This window comes from Bradyrhizobium sp. 187 (assembly GCF_023101005.1).
Taxonomy (GTDB): Bacteria; Pseudomonadota; Alphaproteobacteria; order Rhizobiales; family Xanthobacteraceae; genus Bradyrhizobium; species Bradyrhizobium canariense_D.
Genome location: NZ_CP064693.1, coordinates 3,255,803 through 3,278,772, shown reverse-complemented (window position 1 = coordinate 3,278,772; position 22,970 = coordinate 3,255,803). Strand labels below are relative to the sequence as shown.

The 22,970-nt window shown below is 63.9% G+C and carries 26 protein-coding genes and 3 pseudogenes; 15 read left to right on the top strand and 14 right to left on the bottom strand.

Annotated features, from left to right (window positions below; translation table 11 throughout):
* Positions 1-47 precede the first annotated feature (47 nt).
* Positions 48-920 carry a bifunctional helix-turn-helix transcriptional regulator/GNAT family N-acetyltransferase gene (locus IVB19_RS15480; RefSeq protein ID WP_018459168.1) on the top strand — a complete coding sequence of 291 codons (873 nt, stop codon included), beginning with the start codon at positions 48-50 and terminating at the stop codon, positions 918-920.
* A 56-nt stretch (positions 921-976) separates the two neighbouring features.
* A complete protein-coding gene (locus tag IVB19_RS15475; protein WP_026233750.1) occupies positions 977-1,363 on the top strand; it encodes an ester cyclase in 387 nt (128 codons plus the stop codon).
* A 22-nt stretch (positions 1,364-1,385) separates the two neighbouring features.
* Here the strand turns inward: IVB19_RS15475 and IVB19_RS15470 are convergent, their stop codons facing one another.
* Positions 1,386-2,606 (bottom strand): MFS transporter, encoded by a 1,221-nt coding sequence (locus tag IVB19_RS15470; RefSeq protein WP_018459170.1) that lies wholly within the window; start codon positions 2,604-2,606, stop codon positions 1,386-1,388.
* Between the two features lie 420 nt (positions 2,607-3,026).
* Here IVB19_RS15470 and IVB19_RS15465 point away from each other — a divergent pair, with 420 nt between their 5' ends.
* On the top strand, positions 3,027-3,488 hold the full coding sequence (locus tag IVB19_RS15465) for a cupin domain-containing protein (protein WP_018459171.1): 462 nt from the start codon (positions 3,027-3,029) through the stop codon (positions 3,486-3,488).
* 31 nt (positions 3,489-3,519) lie between these two features.
* Here the strand turns inward: IVB19_RS15465 and IVB19_RS15460 are convergent, their stop codons facing one another.
* Together IVB19_RS15460 and IVB19_RS15455 are read right to left on the bottom strand one after the other, a co-directional pair.
* Positions 3,520-4,098 carry a DUF308 domain-containing protein gene (locus IVB19_RS15460; RefSeq protein WP_247821567.1) on the bottom strand — a complete coding sequence of 193 codons (579 nt, stop codon included), beginning with the start codon at positions 4,096-4,098 and terminating at the stop codon, positions 3,520-3,522.
* Positions 4,099-4,201: 103 nt separating this feature from the next.
* Positions 4,202-4,786 (bottom strand): TetR/AcrR family transcriptional regulator, encoded by a 585-nt coding sequence (locus IVB19_RS15455; RefSeq protein WP_085352877.1) that lies wholly within the window; start codon positions 4,784-4,786, stop codon positions 4,202-4,204.
* 76 nt (positions 4,787-4,862) lie between these two features.
* Between IVB19_RS15455 and IVB19_RS15450 the strand changes: the two genes are divergently transcribed.
* Positions 4,863-5,360 (top strand): peptide deformylase, encoded by a 498-nt coding sequence (locus tag IVB19_RS15450; RefSeq protein ID WP_018459174.1) that lies wholly within the window; start codon positions 4,863-4,865, stop codon positions 5,358-5,360.
* Positions 5,361-5,419: 59 nt separating this feature from the next.
* Positions 5,420-5,701: pseudogene (locus IVB19_RS15445) on the top strand (GFA family protein); the annotation flags it as partial.
* A gap of 340 nt (positions 5,702-6,041) precedes the next feature.
* Here the strand turns inward: IVB19_RS15445 and IVB19_RS15440 are convergent.
* The 5 genes from IVB19_RS15440 to IVB19_RS15420 form a co-directional block, all read right to left on the bottom strand.
* On the bottom strand, positions 6,042-6,404 hold the full coding sequence (locus tag IVB19_RS15440) for an ArsR/SmtB family transcription factor (RefSeq protein WP_018459176.1): 363 nt from the start codon (positions 6,402-6,404) through the stop codon (positions 6,042-6,044).
* Positions 6,404-7,066, bottom strand: a complete 663-nt coding sequence (locus IVB19_RS15435; protein ID WP_018459177.1) for an SRPBCC family protein — start codon at positions 7,064-7,066, stop codon at positions 6,404-6,406. The genes IVB19_RS15440 and IVB19_RS15435 overlap by 1 nt, the downstream gene beginning before the upstream one ends.
* Positions 7,067-7,577: 511 nt before the next feature.
* Positions 7,578-7,982 (bottom strand): nuclear transport factor 2 family protein, encoded by a 405-nt coding sequence (locus tag IVB19_RS15430; protein WP_085352867.1) that lies wholly within the window; start codon positions 7,980-7,982, stop codon positions 7,578-7,580.
* A gap of 1 nt (position 7,983) precedes the next feature.
* Positions 7,984-8,880: an MBL fold metallo-hydrolase gene (locus IVB19_RS15425; protein WP_026233752.1), complete on the bottom strand. Its 897-nt coding sequence runs from the start codon at positions 8,878-8,880 to the stop codon at positions 7,984-7,986.
* A 70-nt stretch (positions 8,881-8,950) separates the two neighbouring features.
* Positions 8,951-9,595 carry a DsbA family protein gene (locus IVB19_RS15420; RefSeq protein WP_039800702.1) on the bottom strand — a complete coding sequence of 215 codons (645 nt, stop codon included), beginning with the start codon at positions 9,593-9,595 and terminating at the stop codon, positions 8,951-8,953.
* Between the two features lie 110 nt (positions 9,596-9,705).
* On the opposite strand from IVB19_RS15420, the gene IVB19_RS15415 reads away from it, so the two are divergent.
* Positions 9,706-10,605, top strand: a complete 900-nt coding sequence (locus tag IVB19_RS15415) for a LysR family transcriptional regulator (RefSeq protein ID WP_018459181.1) — start codon at positions 9,706-9,708, stop codon at positions 10,603-10,605.
* Positions 10,606-10,620: 15 nt separating this feature from the next.
* On the opposite strand, the pseudogene IVB19_RS15410 reads toward IVB19_RS15415, so the two are convergent.
* Positions 10,621-11,515 (bottom strand): annotated as a pseudogene (locus IVB19_RS15410) (HNH endonuclease).
* Positions 11,516-11,664: 149 nt separating this feature from the next.
* Positions 11,665-12,561, bottom strand: coding sequence for a LysR family transcriptional regulator (locus IVB19_RS15405; protein ID WP_018459184.1), 897 nt, complete (start codon positions 12,559-12,561; stop codon positions 11,665-11,667).
* Between the two features lie 265 nt (positions 12,562-12,826).
* Between IVB19_RS15405 and IVB19_RS15400 the strand changes: the two genes are divergently transcribed.
* The 5 genes and pseudogenes from IVB19_RS15400 to IVB19_RS15380 all read left to right on the top strand — a co-directional run bounded on the left by IVB19_RS15400 (position 12,827) and on the right by IVB19_RS15380 (position 16,121).
* Positions 12,827-13,561 carry an SDR family NAD(P)-dependent oxidoreductase gene (locus IVB19_RS15400; RefSeq protein WP_018459185.1) on the top strand — a complete coding sequence of 245 codons (735 nt, stop codon included), beginning with the start codon at positions 12,827-12,829 and terminating at the stop codon, positions 13,559-13,561.
* A gap of 49 nt (positions 13,562-13,610) precedes the next feature.
* Positions 13,611-14,363 carry an SDR family NAD(P)-dependent oxidoreductase gene (locus IVB19_RS15395; RefSeq protein WP_018459186.1) on the top strand — a complete coding sequence of 251 codons (753 nt, stop codon included), beginning with the start codon at positions 13,611-13,613 and terminating at the stop codon, positions 14,361-14,363.
* 32 nt (positions 14,364-14,395) lie between these two features.
* Positions 14,396-14,996 (top strand): annotated as a pseudogene (locus IVB19_RS15390) (NADPH-dependent F420 reductase).
* Between the two features lie 70 nt (positions 14,997-15,066).
* On the top strand, positions 15,067-15,477 hold the full coding sequence (locus tag IVB19_RS15385; protein WP_018459187.1) for a nuclear transport factor 2 family protein: 411 nt from the start codon (positions 15,067-15,069) through the stop codon (positions 15,475-15,477).
* Positions 15,478-15,488: 11 nt separating this feature from the next.
* Positions 15,489-16,121, top strand: coding sequence for a class I SAM-dependent methyltransferase (locus IVB19_RS15380; RefSeq protein WP_018459188.1), 633 nt, complete (start codon positions 15,489-15,491; stop codon positions 16,119-16,121).
* A 140-nt stretch (positions 16,122-16,261) separates the two neighbouring features.
* Here the strand turns inward: IVB19_RS15380 and IVB19_RS15375 are convergent, their stop codons facing one another.
* Together IVB19_RS15375 and guaA are read right to left on the bottom strand one after the other, a co-directional pair.
* Positions 16,262-16,651 (bottom strand): hypothetical protein, encoded by a 390-nt coding sequence (locus IVB19_RS15375; RefSeq protein ID WP_018459189.1) that lies wholly within the window; start codon positions 16,649-16,651, stop codon positions 16,262-16,264.
* 17 nt (positions 16,652-16,668) lie between these two features.
* Positions 16,669-18,267, bottom strand: a complete 1,599-nt coding sequence (gene guaA / locus IVB19_RS15370; RefSeq protein ID WP_018459190.1) for a glutamine-hydrolyzing GMP synthase — start codon at positions 18,265-18,267, stop codon at positions 16,669-16,671.
* Between the two features lie 131 nt (positions 18,268-18,398).
* Here guaA and IVB19_RS15365 point away from each other — a divergent pair, with 131 nt between their 5' ends.
* Positions 18,399-18,770: a nuclear transport factor 2 family protein gene (locus IVB19_RS15365; RefSeq protein WP_018459191.1), complete on the top strand. Its 372-nt coding sequence runs from the start codon at positions 18,399-18,401 to the stop codon at positions 18,768-18,770.
* 41 nt (positions 18,771-18,811) lie between these two features.
* Here the strand turns inward: IVB19_RS15365 and IVB19_RS15360 are convergent, their stop codons facing one another.
* Positions 18,812-19,264, bottom strand: a complete 453-nt coding sequence (locus tag IVB19_RS15360; protein ID WP_018459192.1) for a winged helix-turn-helix transcriptional regulator — start codon at positions 19,262-19,264, stop codon at positions 18,812-18,814.
* 95 nt (positions 19,265-19,359) lie between these two features.
* Between IVB19_RS15360 and IVB19_RS15355 the strand changes: the two genes are divergently transcribed.
* From IVB19_RS15355 to IVB19_RS15345, 3 genes are all read left to right on the top strand, one after another.
* Positions 19,360-20,631, top strand: coding sequence for an MFS transporter (locus IVB19_RS15355; protein ID WP_018459193.1), 1,272 nt, complete (start codon positions 19,360-19,362; stop codon positions 20,629-20,631).
* A 92-nt stretch (positions 20,632-20,723) separates the two neighbouring features.
* The gene (locus IVB19_RS15350) at positions 20,724-21,056 is read left to right on the top strand and encodes a DHCW motif cupin fold protein (RefSeq protein WP_018459194.1); all 333 of its coding nucleotides are present in this window, start codon (positions 20,724-20,726) and stop codon (positions 21,054-21,056) included.
* A gap of 259 nt (positions 21,057-21,315) precedes the next feature.
* On the top strand, positions 21,316-21,525 hold the full coding sequence (locus IVB19_RS15345; protein ID WP_007592195.1) for a cold-shock protein: 210 nt from the start codon (positions 21,316-21,318) through the stop codon (positions 21,523-21,525).
* 133 nt (positions 21,526-21,658) lie between these two features.
* On the opposite strand, the gene IVB19_RS15340 is transcribed toward IVB19_RS15345, so the two are convergent.
* The gene (locus IVB19_RS15340; protein ID WP_247821566.1) at positions 21,659-22,957 is read right to left on the bottom strand and encodes an RsmB/NOP family class I SAM-dependent RNA methyltransferase; all 1,299 of its coding nucleotides are present in this window, start codon (positions 22,955-22,957) and stop codon (positions 21,659-21,661) included.
* Positions 22,958-22,970: the final 13 nt, after the last annotated feature.

The following is a 22,970-nucleotide window of genomic DNA, read 5'->3' as shown; positions in this document are numbered from 1 at the left end:
TGCACTGATTGACTTCGATGATATGTCTGACTAAAGTCAGATATATCATGCTCGACCCTGTTTCCCGCGTCCGCCGCTTCAATCGTGCCGTCACGTCCGCTGTCGGCGCGCTCGACACGTCATTCCTGGGACGCGGGCGGCCACTGGGGGCGGCGCGCGTGCTCAACGCGATCGGGCATGGACGTTCGGACGTGGCCGAGATTCGCGACTATCTCGGCCTCGATTCCGGCCTGATGAGCCGCCTCCTGCGCAGCCTCGAGGACGAAGGGCTGGTCGAGACCAATGCGCATGAGGACGATGCGCGCCGCCGCGTCGCGACGTTGACACCTGCGGGCCGGCGCGAGTTCGCGGCCTACGAGGCGCTGTCGAATACGCAGGCCAAGGGCTTCCTCGCCCAGCATTCGCAACGCGAGGCGCTGCTGGCGGCGATGGATTTGATTGCTTCCGCGTTGACGCGCGAGCGGGTCACGCTGGACGAGATGGATCCGCGGAGCGAACAGGCCCGTTATTGCCTCGGCGAATATTATGGCGAGCTCGGCCGCCGCTTCAAGCAGGGGTTTGACGTCTCGCTGTCGCGCGATCCTGACGCCAAGGATATGCGCCGCCCGCGCGGCACGTTCATCGTCGCGATGTCGGACACGCTACCGGTCGGCTGCGTCGGGCTCAAGGGCACCGATCACGGCTATGCCGAGATCAAGCGGCTGTGGGTCGCACCGGCGGCGCGCGGATTGCGGCTTGGCCGGCGTCTGATGGACATGACCGAGGATGCTGCGCGCGGGCTCGGCATCAAGCTATTGCGGCTCGACACCAACAGCGCCCTGGCGGAGGCCAGCCAGCTCTACCGACGAAGCGGCTGGAGCGAGATCCCCCGCTTCAATGACGATCCCTACCCGGACCTGTTCTTCGAAAAACGTCTGTGAGCGCCTGCGCCGATTGCCCTGTTGCTGCGTTATGGCCGAAGCCGCAGGAGCACGCCATGACCAGGTCCGACCTCGCCGACATCTACCGCAATTACATCGCCTGCCTGAACCGGCAGGATTGGCCCGCGCTCGGACAGTTCGTCCACGATGATGTCGCCCACAATGCGCGACCATTCGGACTGTCCGGCTATCGTGCCATGCTGGAGCAGGATTTTCGCACAATTCCGGATCTGCATTTCAACATCGAGCTGCTGGTCTGCGATCCGCCCCACATCGCCGCCCGGCTGAAGTTCGATTGCACACCGGCTGGAACGTTTCTGGGGCTGGATGTGAACGGCAGGCGCGTGTCCTTCTGCGAAAACGTGTTCTATCGATTTCGCGACGGAAAAATACGGCAAGTGTGGTCCATCATCGACAAGCCCGCGATCGAGGCGCAGCTCTAGTGCTGCGCCTCGATGAACTTGCTTACGCCGCCGCCGGCGCCAACTCCGCTCGCGGCTTCGGGAACGGCTTGAAATTCATCGCCATCAGGAAGGCGCCGAGGCCCATCGCCCAGGAGGCGATATAGAGCCAGGCGTAGCTCGAGAACGCATCGTAGATCAGGCCGCCGGCGAGCGGGCCCGTGGCCATGCCGAGACTGCCGGCCATGGCGGTGCCGCCGATCACGGTGCCCATCATCTTGAGCGGGAAATTTTCGCGGATCAGCACCGCGTAGAGCGGCATGGTGCCGGCATAGATGAAGCCGAAGACGGCCCCGACGGCGTAGAACGTCGCGAGCTGATGCGCGAAGACATAGGCGAGTGCGCCGAAGGCCTGCAACAGCAGGCCCGAGACGAGCACGCGCTTGGCGCCGAAGCGGTCACCCATCAGGCCGAAGGCGATGCGTCCGCCGAGGCCGGCAAAGCCTTCGATACTGTAGATCGTCACCGCCGCGACCAGCGGGATGCCGCAGCTCACGGCATAGGAGACGGTGTGAATGATCGGACCGGAATGCGTGGCGCAGCAGAAGAAATTGGTCGCGAGCAGGATCAGGAATTGCGGCGAGCGCAGCGCCTCTCCCATCGACATCTCACCTTGCACGGCCCCCTCGCCCGCAGGCGCGGCCAAGGCGTGCGCGAGCGCCGGCGGGCGGCGCACCAGGAACGACACCGGAATCATGATGGCGCCGACCACCAGCGCCACGATCTGCATCGAGGTGCGCCAGTCATGGCCGGAGACGAGCCAGGCCGCGAGCGGCGCCATCGTCATCGGCGCCATGCCCATGCCGGCCGACACCAGCGAGACCGCGAGGCTGCGATGGGTGTCGAACCAGCCGGTCACGGTCGCCATCATCGGCGCGAAGATCGCCGCACAGGAAGCCCCGACCAGAAGCCCGAAGACGAATTGAAACGCCAGCAGCGAGGTGGCGTGGCTCGCCGCGAACAGGCTCACGGTCAGCACCGTCGATCCCGTCAGCACCACCGGCCGCGGCCCGAACCGGTCCGTCAACGTGCCCCAGGCCATGCTGGTGAAGGCCATCGCCAGAAAGCCGATCGTCATCGCGCTGGAGATGCCGGTTACGGACCAGCCGGTATCCTTTGCGATCGGCTGCAGGAACACCGGCAGCGAAAACATGCCGCCGATGGCGACGCACCCGAGCAAGCCGCCCGCGGCGACGATCACCCAGCGATAGGAGGAAGCGTTCATTTTGGTCTCCCGTCAGATCTGTCTGGGTGGAAGACGAATGGGAACATGGTGGGCCGACAGGCCGACGCAAGTTTTTGCGGCACGCTTTTGTGACCTGCCAAACAAAAAATGCGAAAACAACCCCATGCACAGTAGCCGGGCGCTTTGGGATCAAGGACTTACAGCGCAGCTCTTTGCAGTGCGAAGGAAGACCCGCCGTTTGACTCGTCGGGCAAAACACCTGCATGATGGCATCATCCCGCCGCTATTGAATTCGTCCCGTCGCGAACGCGATCGTCCGCCTTCTCGCGCGCCATCCGGCCTTGCCGTGCGGAACTGGCCGTGCGGATGCGGCGAAATCCGTGACCGGGTTCGACGACGCGCCTGGCGCTCCGCGATGTGCCAGGCCACGCAACGCTAGAGAACTGCAGGGAAATGCTTATGCCGAAAATCGACATCGCTGCCGTACCCGCCCGCAAGGGCGCCGGCTACCCCGCGCCCTTCGATGCACCTTGCGCCGATCGGGTCCGGCAGCGGCTCGGCAATGCCGGAGGCTTGTCCGATTTCGGCGTCAACCTGATGCGCTTGCCGCCCGGCAACTGGTCGAGCCAGCGGCATTGGCACTCGCATGAGGACGAATTCGTCTATGTCCTCGAAGGCGAAGTGACGCTGATCGAGGACAAATGCGAGATCGTGCTCCGCGCCGGTGACTGCGCCGCCTTCGCGAAAAACAGCGGCAACGGCCATCACTTGATCAACCGTTCGAGCGCCATCGCCCTCTATCTCGAAGTCGGCTCTCGCTCGCCCGACGATCTCACGATTTGCTCCGACATCGACATGATGAGCGCCAACTCCGACGGCCGATTCGTGCACAAGGACGGCACGCCCTATCCGGACGGGTGAGCGTCCGCGACAAGGCTTGAATGGCAAGGCTTCAAACAGCCGCGCTACGCCGCCACTCGCCGACCGTGAGCCAGACCGCCGAGACCAGGAAGTAGAGCGCACCGACTGCAGCATAGCCCGCGACATTCGCGATCGAGGGAATCGCGGGCATCGTGGCCTGAAAGATGAAGAAGCCGCCTGCGAGAGCCGACTGGCCCCCGCTGAGCACCATGGCCCATTGCGCGCCAAAACTCCGCCAGCGCTGGATGGCCGTTCCGAGTTGGAGCAATCCCGACAGGACCGCCCATGCCCCGAAGATTCCGAGCACCCGGTTCATGCTCATCTGCAAGGTCACAAGCACCGCGACGGTGGTCGCCAGGCTGACCACAACGTTCAGAGCCTGCGGGCGGCTTTGAGCGAGTTCGCCGCTGCGAACCGCGTCCGCGAAGTTGGCAGCGGCGTCCCATGCGGGATAGAGGACGAGCAAGGCGCCGGCGATCACTGGAGAAGAAGCCCCGGCGGCAAACGCAGCAGCGACCCAGGCAACCGAGAACGCCGCTCGCACGAAGTAATATTGCTTCAGCCATCGCTCGCGGTCGCAATGAACCGGATTCAATTGATATCGCGCCATCGCAGTCTCTCCTATACCTACTAGTTGGTAGTTTTCTTACACAACGAAACCGTCTTCGATCCAGCCCACTTGCTGGCTATCGTCATCGTCTCGCCGATGTCTCTCAGTGCTTGTTGGACAGCCGGTCCAGCAGCGGGGTGGTAATCACACCGAACATCTTTGGATCGCCATAGGCACGCGCCGACAGCATGGCGCCGTGAATGGTCGCCATGAATCCTTCGGCCTCGACGCGGGCTGTGCCGGAGAGTTTGAGTTGCCCTTTCCGCTTGCCACGCTCCATGACGGCCGTCAGCCAGGAAGCCAAGGAGCGGAAGTGCGCACGGACTTCGAGCGCAACCTCCTCCGGCAGGATCGGAAGCTCGCTGGCCAGCAGCGCGCACACACAGAACGGCGCTGTCGCATCATTGATGCACGCCTTCCAGTACGCGACATAGTTTTCGAGCTGGTCGCGCGGATCAGGGACATTGCGCTCGAGCGCGGACAGTCCCGCCTCGGCTTCGGCGCGGTAGCGCGACACGAGGGTGCGGACCAGATCGACCTTGCTGGCGAAATGATGGTGGATGCTCGGCTTGCGGATACCGACCACCTCGGCCACGTCGGCGTAGCTGAAACCATTGTAGCCGCCCGCGATGATCAAGCTGCGCGCGCAGGCCAGGATGTCGTCGGCTGTCGAGGAAACGTGGGTCATGGTCCCTAGCTACCTTCCAGTTGGTAGGGCGTCAAGAACGGGATGCTTCAACCATCCGTGAGTGCTAGGAGCTTGCATGACCATTCGCCCGATCGTCCGCTATCCCGACCGCCGGCTCGCGATGCCGGCTCACCCCGTCACCGCGTTCGACGATGCGCTCCGCGAGCTTGCAAATGATCTGCTCGAGACCATGCGCGCCGCGCCCGGCATCGGCATCACGGCGCCGCATTTCGGCGTGCCCTTGCGCGTCGTCGTGCTCGAGCTCGACGCCAGGGACGGTGCACAGACCTATGTCAATCCGGAGATCGAATGGGCCTCACCCGAGATGATCCTGCATCGCGAAGGCAGCGTCTCGATGCCCGGCGTCAACGACGAGGTCCAGCGCCACGCCCGCGTGCGGATCAGCTATCGGGATCTCGACGGCAGCATGCACAAAGAGGAGTCGGAAGCCTTGCGTGCTGTCTGCCACCAGCACGAGATCGACCAGCTCGACGGCATGTTCTGGATCCAGCGCCTGTCGCGGCTGAAGCGGGAGCGGCTGGTGAAGAGGTTCGAGAAGATGTCGCGCGAGTGAGCGGGCCGGCAAATATCCGGCTTGTGTGAAATCGCGCCGGCCCGTTGGGAGGGAGACGAATGACATATTCAGGTCGTTGTGCCTGCGGCGCGGTTTGTTACACCATTGCGTCCGCGCCGATCCGCGGCTTCCAATGCCAGTGCAGCGACTGTCAGCGCGATACCGGCAGCGGCCACAGCTCCATCTTCGTGTTCGCGCGCAGCGCAGTCGCGGTGACAGGCGAGGTGCGCGAAATCGAGCGCACTGCCGTCAGCGGCGCGGTCAAGCGCAAAGGGTTCTGTCCGAACTGCGGCTCGCCCATCTACAACAAGCCGGACGAGAAGCCGGACTTAATCGGCATCTATGTCGGCACGCTGGACGATGCCAGCACGTTCAAACCGTCCGTCGTGCTGTTCTGCTCGCGCGGATATGAGATTCCCAAACTCCCGGATGGCACCCGGGATCGCGCTGATTTCTTGCAGATTGGGGGACAGCCAATGGCGATGAGCTTCGAGCTATCGATGCTGCCCGCCGCAATCGTCTGGGGCTTTGTACAGCTTGTCGCCGCCGCGCAGGCCGCGAACCTGCAGTACGGCCTCAGATGGGCCGCCAGCCCGGGCGACACCGAGATGCCGCCGCTTAAGCCCATCCCCCGCCGGGCAAAGAACGGAAACGTCTCCATGAGGCGTGGCCGCGATGCCTTCACGCCCGCTTCCCGCTCCGCTTGCTCATTGGCGCGTTACGACGCTCGCGTTTGCCGCGCGCGATTTCCGTCGCCAGCGCATCCAGCTTCGGCTCCCAGAAATTGCGGAACTGACCGATCCATGCATCCACCGCTTGGAGGCCCGCAGCATCGACCGAATAGAGCCGTCTTTGCGCCTCCGCCCGAACCGTCGCGAAGCCGCTCTCGCGCAGCACCTTGAGGTGCTGCGACACGGCGGCCTGCGTGATCCCGAACTCCGCTCCGATCACTTCGACGACCTCGCCGGACGCCATCTCGCCGGGCGCAAGCAGCTCGAGGATGCGACGGCGGACGGGGTCGGCAAGGACCTCGAAGATTTGCATCAGCTTCCTGTGCCCGGATGCGCCACGTCGGGCGGCGTCTCGCCGCGATAGAAAGCGATGGTACGGTCCGACCGCTGTTTCGCGGACGCAGGATCCACGCCGCTTGCGACATGCGCTGCGCGCCAATACTCGCCGCTGCTCGTCATGAATTCCTTGCCCGCGGGAGAGCCCATCCATGCCTCGGCCGTCTCATGGTCGACCGATGCCCCGGTCGCAACATATCGCTCCAGCCCGGCAATGGCGAGATCCCAGCCGATCCCGACTGCCCCTGGACCGAACTGATTCCAATGATCCTCGATCATCGCGGTGTGCTCGAGCGTCAGCCGCGCCTGGCTTCGTTCTGCCGTCAGCTTGACGTCGATCCAGCTCATCGCGCCGCCGAATTCCCAGGTCGCCGCAAAATGGGTCGGCGGCGTACATGCCGTGATGGTCCCGCCTGCATTCCCCTTGAGCTGGTATTTTCCGCCGAGCCGGAGATCTCCCTCGACCGGCAAGAACCAGCGCGGAATGCGTTGCTCGCTGGTCACTGCGTCCCAGAGATCGTCGACGCTGGTCTCGTAAAGCCGCGTCAGTGTCACCGCACTGGCTGCCTTCCCGTCCTTCTCGAAATTCCTCACCGAACGCGTAACCAGCCCTAATACCCTGACGACGTCGATCTCCATGGCGCTCCTCCTTGTCGTTTCGTGCCAGGATTAATATCGGTCGAAGCTATGCATGGTTTCACGAGTACGACAGCAGCCGGGCTGCAACGCGTGGTCCGCACGCAAGCGGGGGCCGTGCGTGGCGGCCCGCGCGATGCAAGCGGCGTGATCACTGACGTGGGCGTCATCCCAATATTTCGTAACCGTCGGTGAACTCTGCGTAACATCTCTCAGATAGCGGGCGAGAGATTTGTTGTCTTCCGAAACCGCCATGGCTCCTCACGTCAAAAATCCAAGGTCGTCGGCAGGCATATCTTCAACACCATGACTGCGAGCATACGATCGCCGCTCTGGCCTGTCGTGGGACCTCGGTATAGACGGGGCCGGCGGTCATATCCATGACCACGTTCTGGCGCGCGGTGGACTTCCTCGGCCAGGCACAATTCCATCAAGATCTAGCAGACGCCGGAACGAAAAAGGGGAGCCCGCATGTCGCGGGCACCCCCTCCTGCATTCCGACGTGATGCGGCTGTTACCGGCCGGCAGGCTCCAATGCCTTTTGCACCATCGCGGTGTCGACATATTGGGTCATGCTGGCGATCTTGCCGTCCTTCACCAGATAGAGATGCGCGAAATTGGCGCGCATGGACTTGCCCGTCGCCTTGTAGGTCCCGGAGTAGACGCCGAAGGCGGCGACGCGGTCGCCGTCTTCGAGATAGGTGTGAACGTCGGCGCGGTAGCCGGTCCATTCGGTGGCGAGACGCCGGAACACGCCTGATATGATCGCGTCCGCCCCGACATAGGTGCCCGCGTATGGAAACCCTTCCGCTTCGGTCCATGCGGCATCGGGAGCGAGAGCGGCCAGCAAGTTGCGGCCGTTCTCTTCCGACGATGATCCCTCATAGGTGGCGCGGATCAGGTCGAGGTTCGCCCCCATCTCAACCCCACTTCATCTCGCCGGTGGCGACCTTGGCGCCGATGTCGAGCGCAACGCCCATGCCGAGGCCGGGGAAGCGCGCTTCCATCGCCGCCTTGAGCGCCGCCGAATCCTTGGTTTTGGCCAACTCTTCGTCGAACGCCTTGAGGTAGGCGATGGTGTGCTCGACACCGGACAGGTCGGTCTTCGCATCCGCCGACAAATGGCCGGGCACGACGATCGCCGGCTTGCGCGCCGCGATCTTTTCGAGATTGGCGATCCAGGCGGCACGCTGCTCCCTGGTCGGCGTGTCGGCGGTCCAGACATGGACGCCGGAGAAGATCAGGACGCCGCCGAACACCGCGTTGAGCGAGGGTACGAACAGATAGCGCCGGTTGGCCAGGCCGTCGGCGCTGACGATCTCGATGGTCTCGCCGTCGACGCTGAGCGTCTTGCCGTCGAACGCTTCGGGGATGACCACATCGGCCAGCACCTGCGGGCCGTTCGCCTTGAGCTGCGGGCCCCAGACGGCAAGCTTCTTTTCGACGCTGGCGTGAATGGCCGCCAATGTCGCTGGCGACGCGAGCACGCGGGCCTCGGGGAAGACAGCCTTGATCGCGCCGAGGCTGAAATAATAATCCGGGTCCGACTGGCTGATATAGATGGTGGTGAGCTTCTTGCCGGTGGCCTTGATGGCGTCGGCGACAGCCTTGCCATCGGACAGCGTGAAGCCGCCATCGATCAGCACGGCTTCGCTTGGTCCGGACACCAGAACGGGCGCCCGGAAGAAGCCGTTCTGTCCGGCCGGAAAATGCTTCCAGGCGAGCCCGCCCGCGGCATGGCCGAGGCCTGCGGGTGCGAAGACGGCGGCGGCGCCCGCGGCGAGAGTGGTTTTCATGATGGTTCTCCTTGTCGGCATGTTGGTCTCCTGGTGCTAGTCTGCGATTGGGAAATTCACACTGATCGTCGGGTCGTGTTGACCGCTGCGCTCAGGCCGCCTTCAGTCCGTCGATCAGGACGTTCAGGCCGCCGAACAGGGCGCTTGCCTGCACGAGGCGGCGGTCATCGCCGGCCCCTACGATCAGGGCCGGGACGCCGCTGACGCCGAACCGGCGCATCTCGGCACGCGCGGCCTCGAGGCGTGCGCGATACGCGGCGATCAACGCGGCGTCGGGGCTCGCCAGGCGCGCGGCAACCTCCGGCAAATTCATCGCGCGCAGCACATCCGACAGAACGGAGATGTCCGTGCTGTCGCGGCCCTCGACATAGCGGACGAGCTGGAAGGCCTTCAGCGCCGCGAACTCCCGATCAGGCGCCGTGAGCGCGACAGCCGTGAGCGCCAGTGTCGCCGGACCGGAATCGAACAGGCGCGTACGGTCGCCCAGCACATCGCGGCGATAGGCTTCGCTGAAGGGCTGGCCGCTCAAGCGCGAAATCCGCTGGTCGTTGCTCCAGGCATAAGCGGCAAAGCCGTCGTCCATCGGACGGGCGCCCTCGCCGGCGAACAGACCTGTCGGCGCAAGTTCGACAGCGAAATCCGGACGGGTCACGAGCTGTTCGAGCAGCGTGGCGGCGCCGTAGCACCAGCCGCAGAGCGGATCGAACAGGTAGGTGATTTGAATGGGCGCGGACATGGCGATCTCCTTGAACCGCAATGTGGCACGCGCACATTGGTAGATAAATATCAACAAAACAGACATAATGTATTGTATTGACTGACAATAAATCTGACCGGGCAGAACCCATGAACCTGAACCGACTGGCCTATTTCGCAGCCGTCGTGGACAGCGGATCGTTCACGCGGGCCTCCGAACGGCTCGGCATCACCAAGGCCGTGGTGAGCCAGCAGGTGGCGCAGCTGGAGCGCGATCTCGGCACCAGCCTGCTCGTGCGCACGACGCGCCGGGTTCATCCGACCGAGGCGGGCCGCATGTTTCATGCGCGCTGCGTCATGATCCTGCGCGAAGCGGAGGATGCCTTCGACGAGCTCGCTCAGGCAGCCGCCGCGCCGACCGGCACCTTGCGGATCACGGCGCCCAACGACTACGGCACCGCCGTCGTCGTCGCCGTCGTCACGGCCTACGCGGCACGCTATCCCCACTGCCGCGTGGAGTTGACGCTCGAAGATCAGACGGTCGACCTCGCCTCAGGCCAGATCGACATGGCGATCCGTGTGGGGTGGCTGGTCGATTCCAGCCTGCAGGCGCGCAAGATCGGATCGTTCCGGCAATGTCTGGTCGGCGCTCCCGCATTCGCGGATCGGATCGCCGCCGCGCGCGATCCCGACGAATTGGTGACGCTACCGTTCATCGCCAACATGGCGCTGCGCGAGCCGTTGCTGTGGCAGTTCTCGCGCGGTGATCTCGACCGACGCGCCGTGCGCCTGCAGGCGAGCATCGCCATCGACACGACGCCGGGGGTGCTCGCAGCGGTGCTCGCCGGCGGCGGCCTTTCGGTGCTGCCGGATTTCCTGGTGGCCGACGATCTCGCGGCGGGCCGCCTCATCCACATCCTGCCGCAATGGCAACTGCCCTCCGGCGGCATCCACACGGTCTACCCAGCGGCTCGCTTCCGTCCGCCCAAAGTGACGGCGTTTGTGGAGATGCTGATTGCGGCTCAGCGGCGGGCGGGTACGAGCGCATGAGCCGTATGGTTTTGCTTATTGCTTGAAACAATGCTCGCGGTGCCACTTTAAGAAGTGCGGATGTGGCCGATCTGACGCACGACGCGGCGCAAGAGCGCGCCCCGTCTTGTTGATGATCGATTGCACTCCCTCCAGATCGTTTGTCTGGCGCGAGATCAATATCTCCAGATCGTCCGCGAAGCTGATGAGACCACGATCAAACATCCAATGTGCGGTGCCCGAAAGAGCAACGCCATTGCTGATGATGTCCGGCCCGTTTGCCTCGACGGAGCGTATGTGAGCCGCCGCGACCTCCGCGCGCCCCATTCCATTGATGAGCTTGAGGCCGGTGACGGCGCAACGCTCTTCATAGGCACGCAGCACGATGCGACGGAAAACTCGATCACGCAGGACTTTCGAGATCGTTACGCTAACACGGTCGCGCTGCTGCTCAACCGCGAATGGCACCTGCGGCTGGTCGTTAAGATCGAGCGATGGAAGGTCGCCGTCGCGCCGCGGCAGCAGCGGCGCGTTCTCCGCGAAGCCAAGCTCGCATATTCTATTGAAATCGTCGGGAGAGATTGGGCGGACTGCGGACTGAGCGCGTCCTGAAATCCGCCCCTGTTCGTTAAGAACACCGCGCTCTACTGGACCCGTCGGTCCGTTGAATGGGAGCAAAATCGAGATAGCTTCCCGGTTCCATTAAAGCGAGATACATCCCGGAAGTACCGGGATCGGGAAGAACCTGCTGAACCCGAGCAATTGCAAAGTAACCGCGCGTTTCAGCAACCTTGCTCGGTTCGTAATATACTATCCAATCGCCGATGCAGGCTTCAACGCGATGAAGATATTGACTGGGAAATTGGTACTGCTCAGCGGGGCTGTCGTCGTAGATCGAGTCCAATCGATGGATGAATACCCCAAACCCCATGACCTAAGCGGCGCTGCCTCTCCAGGAAACAACACCCAGCGATGCTGGATCAATAGCAGTCACAACCCTACTCCCACTCGATTGTTTCGGAAGCACGATAACGCATTGATCTGTCGAGGCCAAGCTTTCCGCCCACGACCCGCCCCGCGTCACTCGCGCGCCACCGACAGCCCCGCCAGCAGCGGCGCGTACGCGGCGAGCCTGCGTGATACGAACTCCGTGAACAGCCGCACGCGCTTGGTCTTGCGCGTCTCTCCCTGCGTGAGGAGCCAGACCGTTCCGTACATGTGCAGGTCGGTCCCCGGCACCCGCACCAGCAGCGGGTCGGCATCGCCGACGAAGCACGGCAGTGTCGTGATCCCCAGCCCTTGCCGGACAGCAGCGATCTGCGCTCCGGCGTCACTGGTCCTGAATGGAACGTCCGTGGTGCGAACCTCGCCCGCGCTGGCCCAATCCGGGATGCCGTGCATGCTGATGACGATCCAGCGGAAGGGATCCGGCGCGCCCGCACGCCACGCGGCCAGTCGATCCCTGGACATGTAGACGGCGCCGAACAGCTCCGGTCCCTTCATGCCATGAAGATTTTGCGGCAGGGTTTTGCGCTCGTAGACGACGCGGATCGCGACGTCGGCCTCACGGTTGGTCAGATTTGCCAGTTCGCCGAACGACAGGACATCCATCTCGATATCGGGATGCAGACGCGCGAAATCGGCGAAATCAGGCATCAGCAAATGTGTCGCCATCGGCGGCGCCAGCGTCACCCGCAGACGCCCGCGCACGCTCTGATCGCGCCCGAACACGCGCGTCTCCAGCTGGTGTGACGAGGCTTCCATCTGGTCGGCGAATTCGAGGACCTCCTCGCCCGCAGCCGTCAGCCGGTAGCCCGAAGGCAGCTTTTCGAACATCTGGACCCCAAGGCGTTCCTCGAGCTGGGCGATGCGTCGCAGCACGGTCGCGTGGTTCACGCCGAGGTGCTCGGCGGCCGCCCGCACCGAGCCTCCCCGCGCGACGGCTAGAAAATAGCGAACATCGTCCCAGTCGATCATGGTGCAATCCCGCACCGCGCGGTGCGCCTTTCAAGCCGTATCTGATGCCTCCTACAGCAGTATGGGCGGTGATCATAGCCGGTTCCGGCCAGCAGGGCCCATTCTGAGCGACGGACACCGATCGTCGCCGTCGGCGTTAGTCGTCCGGCCGGATCGATTTCGCACCACCGATGTGCGCGCTTCCGCACTCAACGCCTAGGGCCGGCGGACCTATGTCGGGGTCCTCGGGGGCAGATGCTGCCCCGACACCGCGACAGGAGACATTATGGGAAAGCTTGACGGCAAGGTTGCAGTCATCACGGGTGGCGCGACCGGCATCGGCCGCGCCGCGGCAAAGCGCTTCATCGAGGATGGCGCTTTCGTCTTCATCTTCGGCCGCCGACAGCAAGCCCTCGACGCTGCTGTCGCCGCCCTCGGGCCTAATGCACGCGCGGTGAAGGGCTCGGTCTCGGATGAGGCCGACCTCGACCGGCTCTACGCGGCGGTGAAGGCCGAGCGCGGAACCCTCGACATCGTCTTCGCCAATGCCGGCGCGGGAAGTCAGCTTGCGCTCGGCAAGATCACCGCCGCGCACATCGACGAAACCTTCGACACCAATGTGAAGGGTACGATTTTCACGGTGCAGAAGGCGCTGCCGCTGATGCGCCGGGGCGGTTCGATCATCCTGACGGGATCGAGCGCCGGCACCACGGGCGCCCCGGCCATGAGCGCCTACAGCGCGAGCAAGGCGGCCGTGCGCAACCTCGCGCGGACCTGGGCGGAGGACCTGAAAGGCAGCGGCATCCGGGTCAACGTGCTGTCGCCCGGAGCGACCGCGACCGAACTCGCGAAGGAAGCGCTGGGCGAAGAGGGACAGAAGGTGTTCGCCGCGATGACTCCGCTGCAGCGCATGGCCGATCCGGCGGAGATCGGGGCGGTGGCTGCCTTTCTCGCCTCCTCGGACAGCAGCTTCATGACCGCCAGCGAAGTCGCCGTCGACGGCGGCCTGGCGCAACTCTGATCCCGGCGCGGTCCCGCGCCTGGCCCACACACAATGAAAGATAAACATCATGAAAAAACTAGAAGGCAAGATCGCCGTCATCACCGGCGGCAGCAGCGGCATTGGATTGGCCACGGCCAAGCGCTTCGTGGACGAAGGTGCGCACGTCGTGATCACCGGGCGACGCGAGAAAGAGCTGAAGGAGGCCGCAGCCTTCATCGAGAGAAACGTGACGACGGTCGTGAGCGACGTGTCGCGCCTGGAAGATCTGGAGCGGCTCTATGCCGTCGTGAAGGAGAAACATGGTCACATCGACATTCTCTTCGCGAACGCAGGCGCGGGGACAATCGCGCCGCTCGCGCTAGCGACCAAGGCCCATTTCGACCAGACCTTCGATGTGAACGTGAAGGGCCTGTTCTTTACGGTGCAGAAAGCCCTCCCCCTCTTTAAGGACGGCGGTTCGATCATCCTGAACTCTTCGGTGTCGAACGTGAAGGGGCTGCCGGGGTTCAGCGTCTACGCCGCGAGCAAGGCGGCGGTGCGCAGCTTCTCGCGCGCTTGGACGCTGGAGCTGAAGGACCGCAAAATCCGCGTCAATACGATGAGCCCCGGGCCAACGGAGACCCCCGCCCTGGAGACGACGACGGGCTTGACCCGCGAGCAAGCCGAGCAAGCGGCCAGCCAATTTGCTTCACAGGTCCCGATGGGTCGCAGGGGCAAGCCGGAGGAAATCGCGGCTGCCGTCACGTTCCTCGCCTCCGATGAAAGTTCTTACATCACCGGCGTGGATCTCGCCGTCGATGGCGGCATGGCCCAGGTCTGACCGCGCCATCGACACAAGTTCGGAGAAACATCATGAGCTACGCAATCATCGGCTTCGGCCCTATCGGCCAAGCCCTGGCCAGCGCGTTTGCCCGCAACGGCATCGAAGTCTCCGTTGCAACCACGCGCGACCCGGAAAGCTTTACATCCGCCGCGGCCGTGATCGGACCCTGGATCATTCCCAAAAAGCTGGCGGACGCCGTCAAGGCGGAGATCGTCTTTTTGGCGGTCCGTTTCGAGTCGCACCAGGATGTCGCGAAAGCGCTGCCCACCTGGCAGGGCAAGACGATCGTCGATGTGACCAACGCCTACGGCGTGCCGCCTGAGAAACTGGGGGGACAACCTTCGTCCAAGGCCCTCGCGCAAGCCTTCACCGGCGGTCGACTGGTCAAGGGCTTCAACCATTTGGGTGCTGCCGTCCTTGCCCAGGATCCGGCCGTCCATGGTGGCAGGAGAGTCGTCGTTCCTGGCGAGCGACGATGACGCTGCCGCAGCGGCGATTGGCACGCTTGCGGAAACTCTCGGCTTCGCGCCGATCAAGCTCGGCGGGCTTTCGGAAGGCGGGCTGCTTGTGCAGGCGCGCGGAAACAGCTGGGGCCATCTGATCTTCAAGGATTTGGTCAAGTTCGACTGATGAACACGAGGACACGAAGCATGCGATCGGATCGAGCGCGATCCGATCGGAGCGAAATGGAGAAATTCCCATGAGTATCGAGACAAACATCCAGACCGTGAAGGACTTCTTCGCCGCGATCGGCCGAGGCGACAGGGAAACTCTGCTGGCGCTGATCGCCGACGACATCGAGTGGATCATCCCCGGTGAGGACTGGCCGCTGGCCGGAACGCATCGCGGGCACGACGGGGTGGCGGATTTGCTCGAGACGGCATCCAAGTCGATCGAAACGTCCACCGAACCCCGCGAGTTCGTGGCGCAAGGAGACCGGGTCCTGGTCGTCGGATTCGCAAAGGGAAAGATCAAAGCCACGAACAAGACGTTTAGGGACGACTGGGTCTTCGCCATCACCGTTCGCAACGGCAAACTGACGAACATCCGGGAGTACGTCGACACGCAGGCACTGGCACGAGCCGCGCGCGTGTCGAATGCCCAAGCCTAAAGGAAATCCAGATGTACGACCAATCCAAGCTGTCCGAGTTGATCCGGTTCGCACGTATCGATGCGGGCGCCACCGTGATCGACGTTTACCCAGGCGACGGCGACTGGACCCGTCTCTTTTCCGACATCGTGGGAAGCGAAGGACGGGTTGACAGCTTCGTGCCGGCTGAAGTCGCCCACTTCAAGAACGATCCGGTCGGCCGCATGCGGACGCTTGCGAAGGAGCCGGGCCGAGAGAACGTCGAAGCCGTCTCGGCGGACCTCCTGGCGATGCCGCAGGCCACGCAGGCAGCGGATGTGCTGTGGCTGCACCTGTTCTACCACGATCTCCACACCGCGCTGATCCAGGCCCGGGGCGCGAGGGCGGCCGACTTCAATCGCGCTGTCTACGAGCGGCTGAAGCCCGGCGGGTGCTACGTCATCGTCGACCACGCCGCCGCGCTCGGGGCGGGCACGACCGAGGCCCAATCGCTGCATCGGATTGAGCCTGCATCCGTTCGCAAGGAGGTGGAGGCGGCCGGCTTCGTGCTGGACGCGGAAAGCACCCTGCTCGCGAACAAGGACGATCCGCACACGATCAAGGTGTTCGATCCCGCGATCAAGGGAAAGACCGATCGCTTCGCCTATCGGTTCGTGAAGCCGTGACAGAGATCGTAGGGCGGATTAGCGAAGCGTAATCTGCCATCTTGCGCGCGACTCGGCGAGAGAGGCCGGATTTGCGGCTAATCCGCCCTACGCATCCGCTGCAGGTCAATTTCGGTTCTTGAGCTTTCGATGCAACCGGATCACTTTTTAGTCCTGCCGTCAGATGGCAGCTCCGCCGACCCGCCGATTTTGTTCGAGACCACGTAGATGTCGACGCCGCTCATCGAGCATTCCTCGCTTGATGCTTGGCTTTTCGTGATGACCTCGATCGTCTTGCCATCCTTGGTGTGAAACGTGATGTCGTAAACCTGCTGGTAGAGGTCTTTGCCGATCTTTTCGGATGCGAGACGAACGGCCTTGGTCTGCGCCTCGATCACTGATGGGATATCAATCAGGCCGGCGTTCTTGAGGTGCACGAGGGCCATGTTATTGGGCCAACTCGCGCAGTCCGGAGACTTCGCCAGAGCCACCGCAGCCGGCATGGCAAATATTGCGGCCATCACCACTTTCAACGCGGCGCGCATCAGCATGCCTCGGTCTCTAAAAACTACTCCCACTCAATCGTCCCAGGCGGCTTGCTGGTCACGTCATACACCACCCGGTTCACGCCCTTCACCTCGTTGATGATGCGCGTCGCGGTCTCGCCCAAGAACTTCATGTCGAACTGGTAGAAGTCCGCGGTCATGCCGTCGGTGGAGGTGACGGCGCGCAGGCCGACGACGAAGTCGTAGGTGCGGCCGTCGCCCATGACGCCCACGGTCTTCACAGGAAGCAGCACGGCAAAGGCCTGCCAGATGTCGTCGTAGAGACCGTGCTTCCTGATCTGGTCGATGTAGACCGCGTCCGCCTTGCGCAGGATCTCGAGCTTGTCGCGGGTGATCTCGCCGGGGCAGCGGATGGCGAGACCGGGGCCCGGGAACGGGTGGCGGCCGACGAAGATTTCGGGCAGGCCGAGCTCGCGGCCGAGCTTGCGCACCTCGTCCTTGAACAGCTCGCGCAGGGGCTCGACCAGCTTCATGTTCATGCGCTCGGGGAGACCGCCGACATTGTGGTGCGACTTGATCGTCACCGACGGGCCGCCGGTGAAGGAGACGCTCTCGATCACGTCAGGATAGAGCGTGCCTTGCGCCAGGAAGTCAGCGCCGCCGATCTTCTTGGCCTCCGCCTCGAACACCTCGATGAAGAGGCGACCGATGGTCTTGCGCTTCACTTCCGGGTCGGTGACGCCTTCGAGCTCGCCCAAAAACTGCTTCGAGGCATCCACGTGCACGAGCGGGATGTTGTAGTGGTGGCGGAACAGGTCGACCACGGTCTTGGCTTCGTCAAGGCGCAGCATGCCGTGATCGACGAACACGCAGGTGAGCTGCTCGCCGATGGCTTCGTGGATCAGCACGGCCGCGACGGCGGAATCGACTCCGCCGGACAGGCCGCAGAGCACCCTGCCCTTGCCGACCTGGGTGCGGATCTTCGCGATCTCCTCCTCGCGGAAGGCGCGCATGGTCCAGTCGCCGGAAAGGCCCGCGATCTTGCGAACGAAATTGCGGATCAGTTTGGCGCCGTCGGGCGTGTGCACCACTTCCGGGTGGAACATCAGGCCGTAATATTTGCGCGTCTCGTCCTGGATGATGGCGAACGGCGCGTTCGGCGAGGTGCCGGCCACCGAGAAGCCCGGCGGCATCTTGGTGATGCGGTCGCCATGGCTCATCCAGACCTGGTTCTTGCCGCCTGGTAACCAGACGTCCTCGAACAGCTTGCTCGGCGCCTTCACCTCGACATCGGCGCGGCCGAATTCGCGGTGATGGCCACCCTCGACAGTGCCGCCGAGCTGCTCTGCCATCGCCATCTGGCCGTAGCAGATGCCCATCACGGGCACGCCGGAATCGAAGATCGCTTGCGGCGCGCGGGGCGAGCCCGCCTCATGCACCGATTCAGGGCCGCCGGAGAGAATCACCGCCTTCGGCTTCATCTCGTTGAAGGCTTGTTCGGCCTTGTTGAACGGGACGATCTCGCAATAGACGCCGTCCTCGCGCACGCGACGCGCAATGAGCTGCGTCACCTGGCTGCCGAAGTCGACGATGAGAATCTTGTCATGCGCCGAGGCCACGGAGGGCGTCGACGCGGAGCGGTCGGTCTGTGCTGCTGTCATGGCAAGCAGATACGCGACGGGGGCTTTTCCCGCAACCGCGCGGGCCGCGCGCCCACATTCTTCTTTGGGGTATGGACAAATCGATATAGGTAAGTATTATTGACCTATATGGCCCGATCAGGGAGAACGCCATGCCAAACCATCATCAGCCGTCATCGCTTGCAGAGCTCGGCCGCACCTGGGTCGAGGCCTGGAACGCGCGCGACCTCGAACGCGTGCTCACGCTCTATGACGAGGACGCCGTGATGACCTCGGACCGCATCCCCATGTTGGGGTTCGATGAAAGCGGCACCGTGCGCGGCAAGGATGCGTTACGCGCCTATTGGGGCAAGGCGCTCGCGCTGTTGCCGAACCTGCATTTCTCGCTGATCGAATTGTTCGTCAGCCCTGATAGCGTGGTGGTGTTCTACGAGAACGAGCGGGGAAAGCGGATCTGCGAATATCTGCGGGTGAACGCGGCCGGAAAGATCGTGCAGGGATCGGCGAATCATCCGGTGCCCTGAGTCGCGCTTCTAGCTCGAGGACGCACCAAGGCCGACGCGAATCAGCGCTTGCGCAGACCGGCCTTTCTCACCCTGGTATCGGACCATGCCAGCGGACGGCCGGCCCGCGACGGAAGCACGAGCTTCCCGACCGGCTGGCCCGTCTCGTCCACCAGGTCCGAATGGACTTCGCCGCGCGCGTAGAGATTCGCTTCGCCCCATTGGCGCAAGCTGACCACGACTGGAAACAGCTCGCGCCCCCTCTTGGTCAGCGCATATTCCCGATAGGCGCTGCCGTCGGAGGCCGGAATCAGTTCGAGCACGCCAAGCTCCACCAGCCTGTGCAGCCGCGCAGTGAGCATGCCCTTGGCGATGCCGAGGTTCTTCTGGAAATCGCCAAATCGACGCAGCCCGTCGAAGGCATCGCGCACGATCAGAAGCGACCAAATGTCCCCAACTGCGTCCAGTGCACGCGCCACCGGGCAGTCAGCCTCGGCAAAACCGGTCCGCTTCATTCGCCGCCCTCCAAATTGGTCTTAAAATAGGACTGGACAGCGCGGTGTGCAACTGGTCTTATTTTAAGACTAGATAGAACGTGCCGGAGACGACAATGACAATCCACGATGCCGCCACAGCCGGACCGACCAACGCCGACGAAAAGGCCGACGACACCGCCGGGCGCGGGCTCTCGCGCGGGATGGCGATGCTGCTGGCGCTGACCTGCGGCCTGAGCGTCGCCAATATCTACTTCGCGCAGCCGCTGCTCGATGCCATGGCGCGCGATCTCGGCATCGACCCCGCCGCGATCGGGATGGTGGTGACCTTTACCCAGATCGGCTACGCGTTCGGCTTGATCCTAATCGTGCCGCTCGGCGACCTCTGGGATCGCCGCCGCCTGATCGTCGGCCAGACCGTGCTGTCGGCGATCGGCCTCGTCATCGTCGGCACGGCGGCGCATGCCGCCGTGCTGCTTGTGGGAATGGCGCTAGTCGGCATGCTCGCCGTCGTCGTCCAGGTCCTCGTCGCCTTTGCCGCGACGCTGGCCAGACCGGACGGGCGCGGCCGCGCGATCGGCACCGTCACGAGCGGCGTCGTCGCCGGCATCCTGCTGGCGCGGTTCGCCTCGGGCGCCCTGGCCGATTTCGGCGGCTGGCGAATGGTCTACCTGGTCTCGGCCGGCCTCATGCTGGCCATGGCGGCGCTGCTCCTGCGCGTGCTGCCGCGCGGCCGGCAGTCGGCGCTGGCCCGATCCTCTTATCTGTCGCTGTTGCGCTCAACCGCCTCGCTGTTTGTCGAGGAGCCGATACTGCGCGAGCGCGCGTTGTTTGCGTTTCTGATCTTCGCCAATCTCAACGTGTTCTGGACGTCGATCGTGCTGCCGCTCTCGGCGCCTCCCTTCGCGCTGTCGCATACCACGATCGGATTGCTCGGCGTCGCCGGGTTCGCCGGAGCGCTCGCGGCGCGCAATGCCGGGCGGCTTGCCGATCTCGGATGGGCCCAGCGGACCACCGGGCTGTCACTGCTGCTGATGCTGGGTGCCTGGGCTCCGATCGCCTGCCTGCAAAGCTCGCTCTGGCTGGTCGTCGCCGGCGTGATCGTGCTGGATCTGGGACTCCAGGCCGTGCACGTGACGAGCCAGAGCCTGATCATCGCCGTGCGGCCCGATGCGGCGAGCCGACTGGTGGGCGGTTACATGGTGTTCTACTCGGTCGGAAGCGCGATTGGCGCGATCGCGTCGACGATGGTGTACGCGATGGCCGGCTGGTCCGGCGTCTGCGTGCTCGGCGCGGGAATCAGTGCCGCCGCGCTGCTGGTCTGGGTCATCATCGCAAGCAGGATGCCGGTGACGGCAGATTGCGCGCTGATGCATGGGCAAAAATAAGGGCCGAAAACAATAAGAACTGTAAAAATGAGGACTACCGCGAAAGCATCCGATAGTAACGGCACTGCCGTCGCCGCCCCAGGATCACCATCATGAAGCTGCCCACCTCCCCCTTCACCGTCACCGACTGGAGCAAGGTCGAGCCGACCGTCCATCCCGGCGAGACCGGGCAAGCCCAGTGGCGCACGCTCGACATCGGCGATCTCCGGGTGCGGATGGTCGAATATTCGCCGGGCTATCTCGCCGACCATTGGTGCGACCGCGGCCACGTGCTGTACGTGCTGCAGGGCGAGCTCGACAGCGAGCTGCGCGACGGCCGCAAGTTCAAGCTCACGGCGGGGATGAGCTACCAGGTCTCGGATTTCGGCGATGCAGCGCACCGGTCCTCGACGGCGACGGGGGCGACGCTGTTTATCGTCGATTGAGGCGCCCCGGAAGGGTTAATTTGCACCGCAAAATAGCAAAATTCGGCGACATCCCGAGCGGCGGGTGGTGCCTTGAAGTGGCCCCAAAATCTCGCTATATTGTGATCATCGATACTTGGCCGAACGACTGGGCCGCTTCGCTTCGTTGCTGACGGGCGCGCACGCTTCAGATGATTTCTCCAACATCGACTGATCAGGACTATGGGCGCAATAGTGCGTACCGGTCCGCGTGTTAACTTCTTAAGCAAAGGAAATTCCCATGGCTATGGGCACCGTGAAGTGGTTCAACAATCAAAAGGGCTTTGGTTTCATTCAGCCGGATGACGGCGACAAGGACGTGTTCGTGCACATCAGCGCCGTCGAGCGCGCTGGCCTCTCGACCCTCAACGAAGGTCAGAAGGTCTCGTTCGACATCGTCGCCGATCGTCGCAGCGGCAAGTCCTCGGCTGACAATCTCCGCGTCGGCTAAAGCCCGCGCACCGTTCTGACCACGGACGTACCGGCAGAACGTCGAGTTAGAAAACCCCGCGACCGGGTTCCGGTTCGCGGGGTTCTTGTTTGGTGAGACAGGCGTCGCGTCATCCGCGATGTCGTGGGGTGGGCTATGCCTTCTTCAAGACCGAGACGAAGAACCCGTCCGTTCCCGTCCGCCGCGGTGTCATCAGCCAGCCTTCCGGCGATTGCAGCGCGGCTTGCGCAAACTCCTCGGCCTTGTCCCAGAGCACGCTCGCGGTCTGCTCGGGCGGCACCACAGCGAACTCGGGATGGCGGGCGGTGAACGCCCTCACCTGGTCGCCGTTCTCCTCTGAGAGCACCGAGCAGGTGATGTAGGCAATGCGGCCGCCGGCCTTGAGCAGCGGAACCGCGCGATCGAGCACCGCGGTCTGGTCCCGCAAGCGGATCTCCAGCGCGCCCGGACGCATGCGCCATTTGGCATCGGGATTGCGGCGCCAGGTTCCGGTTCCCGTGCAGGGCGCGTCGATCACGACGAGGTCGGCGGTCGCGCTGATCTCCGCCAGCGGATCGGCCTCGCCCTTGGGCGTGCGCACATCGGCATTGTGGACGCCGGCGCGCGACAGGCGTTCGTGAATGGGCGCAAGTTGCCGCTTGTCGCTGTCGGTCGCGATCAGCCGGCCCTTGCCCTGCATCATCGCGGCGAGCGCCAGCGTCTTGCCGCCGGCCCCCGCACAGAGATCGATCACCTGCTCGCCGGGTTTTGCCGCGGTCAAGGCAGCCGCAAGCTGTGACCCCTCATCCTGCACTTCAATGGCACCCTTGATAAAATCCTCTTCGGCCTGGATACCGGGGTTGCGCGCATCGGCCGAAAGCTCGATGCGCAGGCCGGTTGCGGACCAACGCGTCGGTTTCGCATGAAGGTGAGCAAGCGCCCCCAGCGTCTTGTCGCGATTGGATTTTAACGTGTTGACGCGCAGGTCGAGCGGCGCCCGGCCCGCCATCGCGGCCGCCTCCGCGACGCGTTCGTCGCCGAACGCTTTTGCCAAATACGGATCCAGCCATTCCGGATAGTCACCGGCGATCGCGGCCGGGGCACCTTCAAGCGACCGCGAGGCGAGCGCGGCCTGCTCGGGCTCGGTCAACGGCGCGGGGGCAAAGCGGCTGCCGTCGAACAGCGCGGCCATCGTCGCCGTATCCATGTTGCGCTCGAGGCGAAGCATGCCGATCAGCCGCGCACGCGCGGTATCCGAATCCATCAGGTAGGCGCTCGAGGCATAGCGGCGCAGCACGTCCCAGACGAGGCCGGCAATGGCGGCGCGGTCGCCGGATCCGGCGAAGCGGTGCGCGGTGCCCCACTCCTTCAGCGCCTTGGCCGCGGGCACGCGGTCCTTCTCGATGGTGTCGATCAGTTCGATGGCTGCGGACAGCCGGGCAGCGGGAGTCATTTGAATCTTTCAG

Coding starts and splice junctions, on each gene's coding strand:
- IVB19_RS15460 (WP_247821567.1), bottom strand. CDS start 4,098: ATGGCGCGATATCAATTGAATCCGGTTCATTGCGACCGCGAGCGATGG.
- IVB19_RS15365 (WP_018459191.1), top strand. CDS start 18,399: ATGCCAAACCATCATCAGCCGTCATCGCTTGCAGAGCTCGGCCGCACC.
- IVB19_RS15405 (WP_018459184.1), bottom strand. CDS start 12,561: ATGATCGACTGGGACGATGTTCGCTATTTTCTAGCCGTCGCGCGGGGA.
- IVB19_RS15400 (WP_018459185.1), top strand. CDS start 12,827: ATGGGAAAGCTTGACGGCAAGGTTGCAGTCATCACGGGTGGCGCGACC.
- IVB19_RS15465 (WP_018459171.1), top strand. CDS start 3,027: ATGCCGAAAATCGACATCGCTGCCGTACCCGCCCGCAAGGGCGCCGGC.
- IVB19_RS15375 (WP_018459189.1), bottom strand. CDS start 16,651: ATGCTGATGCGCGCCGCGTTGAAAGTGGTGATGGCCGCAATATTTGCC.
- IVB19_RS15350 (WP_018459194.1), top strand. CDS start 20,724: ATGAAGCTGCCCACCTCCCCCTTCACCGTCACCGACTGGAGCAAGGTC.
- IVB19_RS15360 (WP_018459192.1), bottom strand. CDS start 19,264: ATGAAGCGGACCGGTTTTGCCGAGGCTGACTGCCCGGTGGCGCGTGCA.
- IVB19_RS15345 (WP_007592195.1), top strand. CDS start 21,316: ATGGCTATGGGCACCGTGAAGTGGTTCAACAATCAAAAGGGCTTTGGT.
- IVB19_RS15450 (WP_018459174.1), top strand. CDS start 4,863: ATGACCATTCGCCCGATCGTCCGCTATCCCGACCGCCGGCTCGCGATG.
- IVB19_RS15440 (WP_018459176.1), bottom strand. CDS start 6,404: ATGCAAATCTTCGAGGTCCTTGCCGACCCCGTCCGCCGTCGCATCCTC.
- IVB19_RS15435 (WP_018459177.1), bottom strand. CDS start 7,066: ATGGAGATCGACGTCGTCAGGGTATTAGGGCTGGTTACGCGTTCGGTG.
- IVB19_RS15480 (WP_018459168.1), top strand. CDS start 48: ATGCTCGACCCTGTTTCCCGCGTCCGCCGCTTCAATCGTGCCGTCACG.
- IVB19_RS15385 (WP_018459187.1), top strand. CDS start 15,067: ATGAGTATCGAGACAAACATCCAGACCGTGAAGGACTTCTTCGCCGCG.
- IVB19_RS15340 (WP_247821566.1), bottom strand. CDS start 22,957: ATGACTCCCGCTGCCCGGCTGTCCGCAGCCATCGAACTGATCGACACC.
- IVB19_RS15355 (WP_018459193.1), top strand. CDS start 19,360: ATGACAATCCACGATGCCGCCACAGCCGGACCGACCAACGCCGACGAA.
- guaA (WP_018459190.1), bottom strand. CDS start 18,267: ATGACAGCAGCACAGACCGACCGCTCCGCGTCGACGCCCTCCGTGGCC.
- IVB19_RS15380 (WP_018459188.1), top strand. CDS start 15,489: ATGTACGACCAATCCAAGCTGTCCGAGTTGATCCGGTTCGCACGTATC.
- IVB19_RS15475 (WP_026233750.1), top strand. CDS start 977: ATGACCAGGTCCGACCTCGCCGACATCTACCGCAATTACATCGCCTGC.
- IVB19_RS15470 (WP_018459170.1), bottom strand. CDS start 2,606: ATGAACGCTTCCTCCTATCGCTGGGTGATCGTCGCCGCGGGCGGCTTG.
- IVB19_RS15430 (WP_085352867.1), bottom strand. CDS start 7,982: ATGGGGGCGAACCTCGACCTGATCCGCGCCACCTATGAGGGATCATCG.
- IVB19_RS15425 (WP_026233752.1), bottom strand. CDS start 8,880: ATGCCGACAAGGAGAACCATCATGAAAACCACTCTCGCCGCGGGCGCC.
- IVB19_RS15395 (WP_018459186.1), top strand. CDS start 13,611: ATGAAAAAACTAGAAGGCAAGATCGCCGTCATCACCGGCGGCAGCAGC.
- IVB19_RS15415 (WP_018459181.1), top strand. CDS start 9,706: ATGAACCTGAACCGACTGGCCTATTTCGCAGCCGTCGTGGACAGCGGA.
- IVB19_RS15455 (WP_085352877.1), bottom strand. CDS start 4,786: ATGACCCACGTTTCCTCGACAGCCGACGACATCCTGGCCTGCGCGCGC.
- IVB19_RS15420 (WP_039800702.1), bottom strand. CDS start 9,595: ATGTCCGCGCCCATTCAAATCACCTACCTGTTCGATCCGCTCTGCGGC.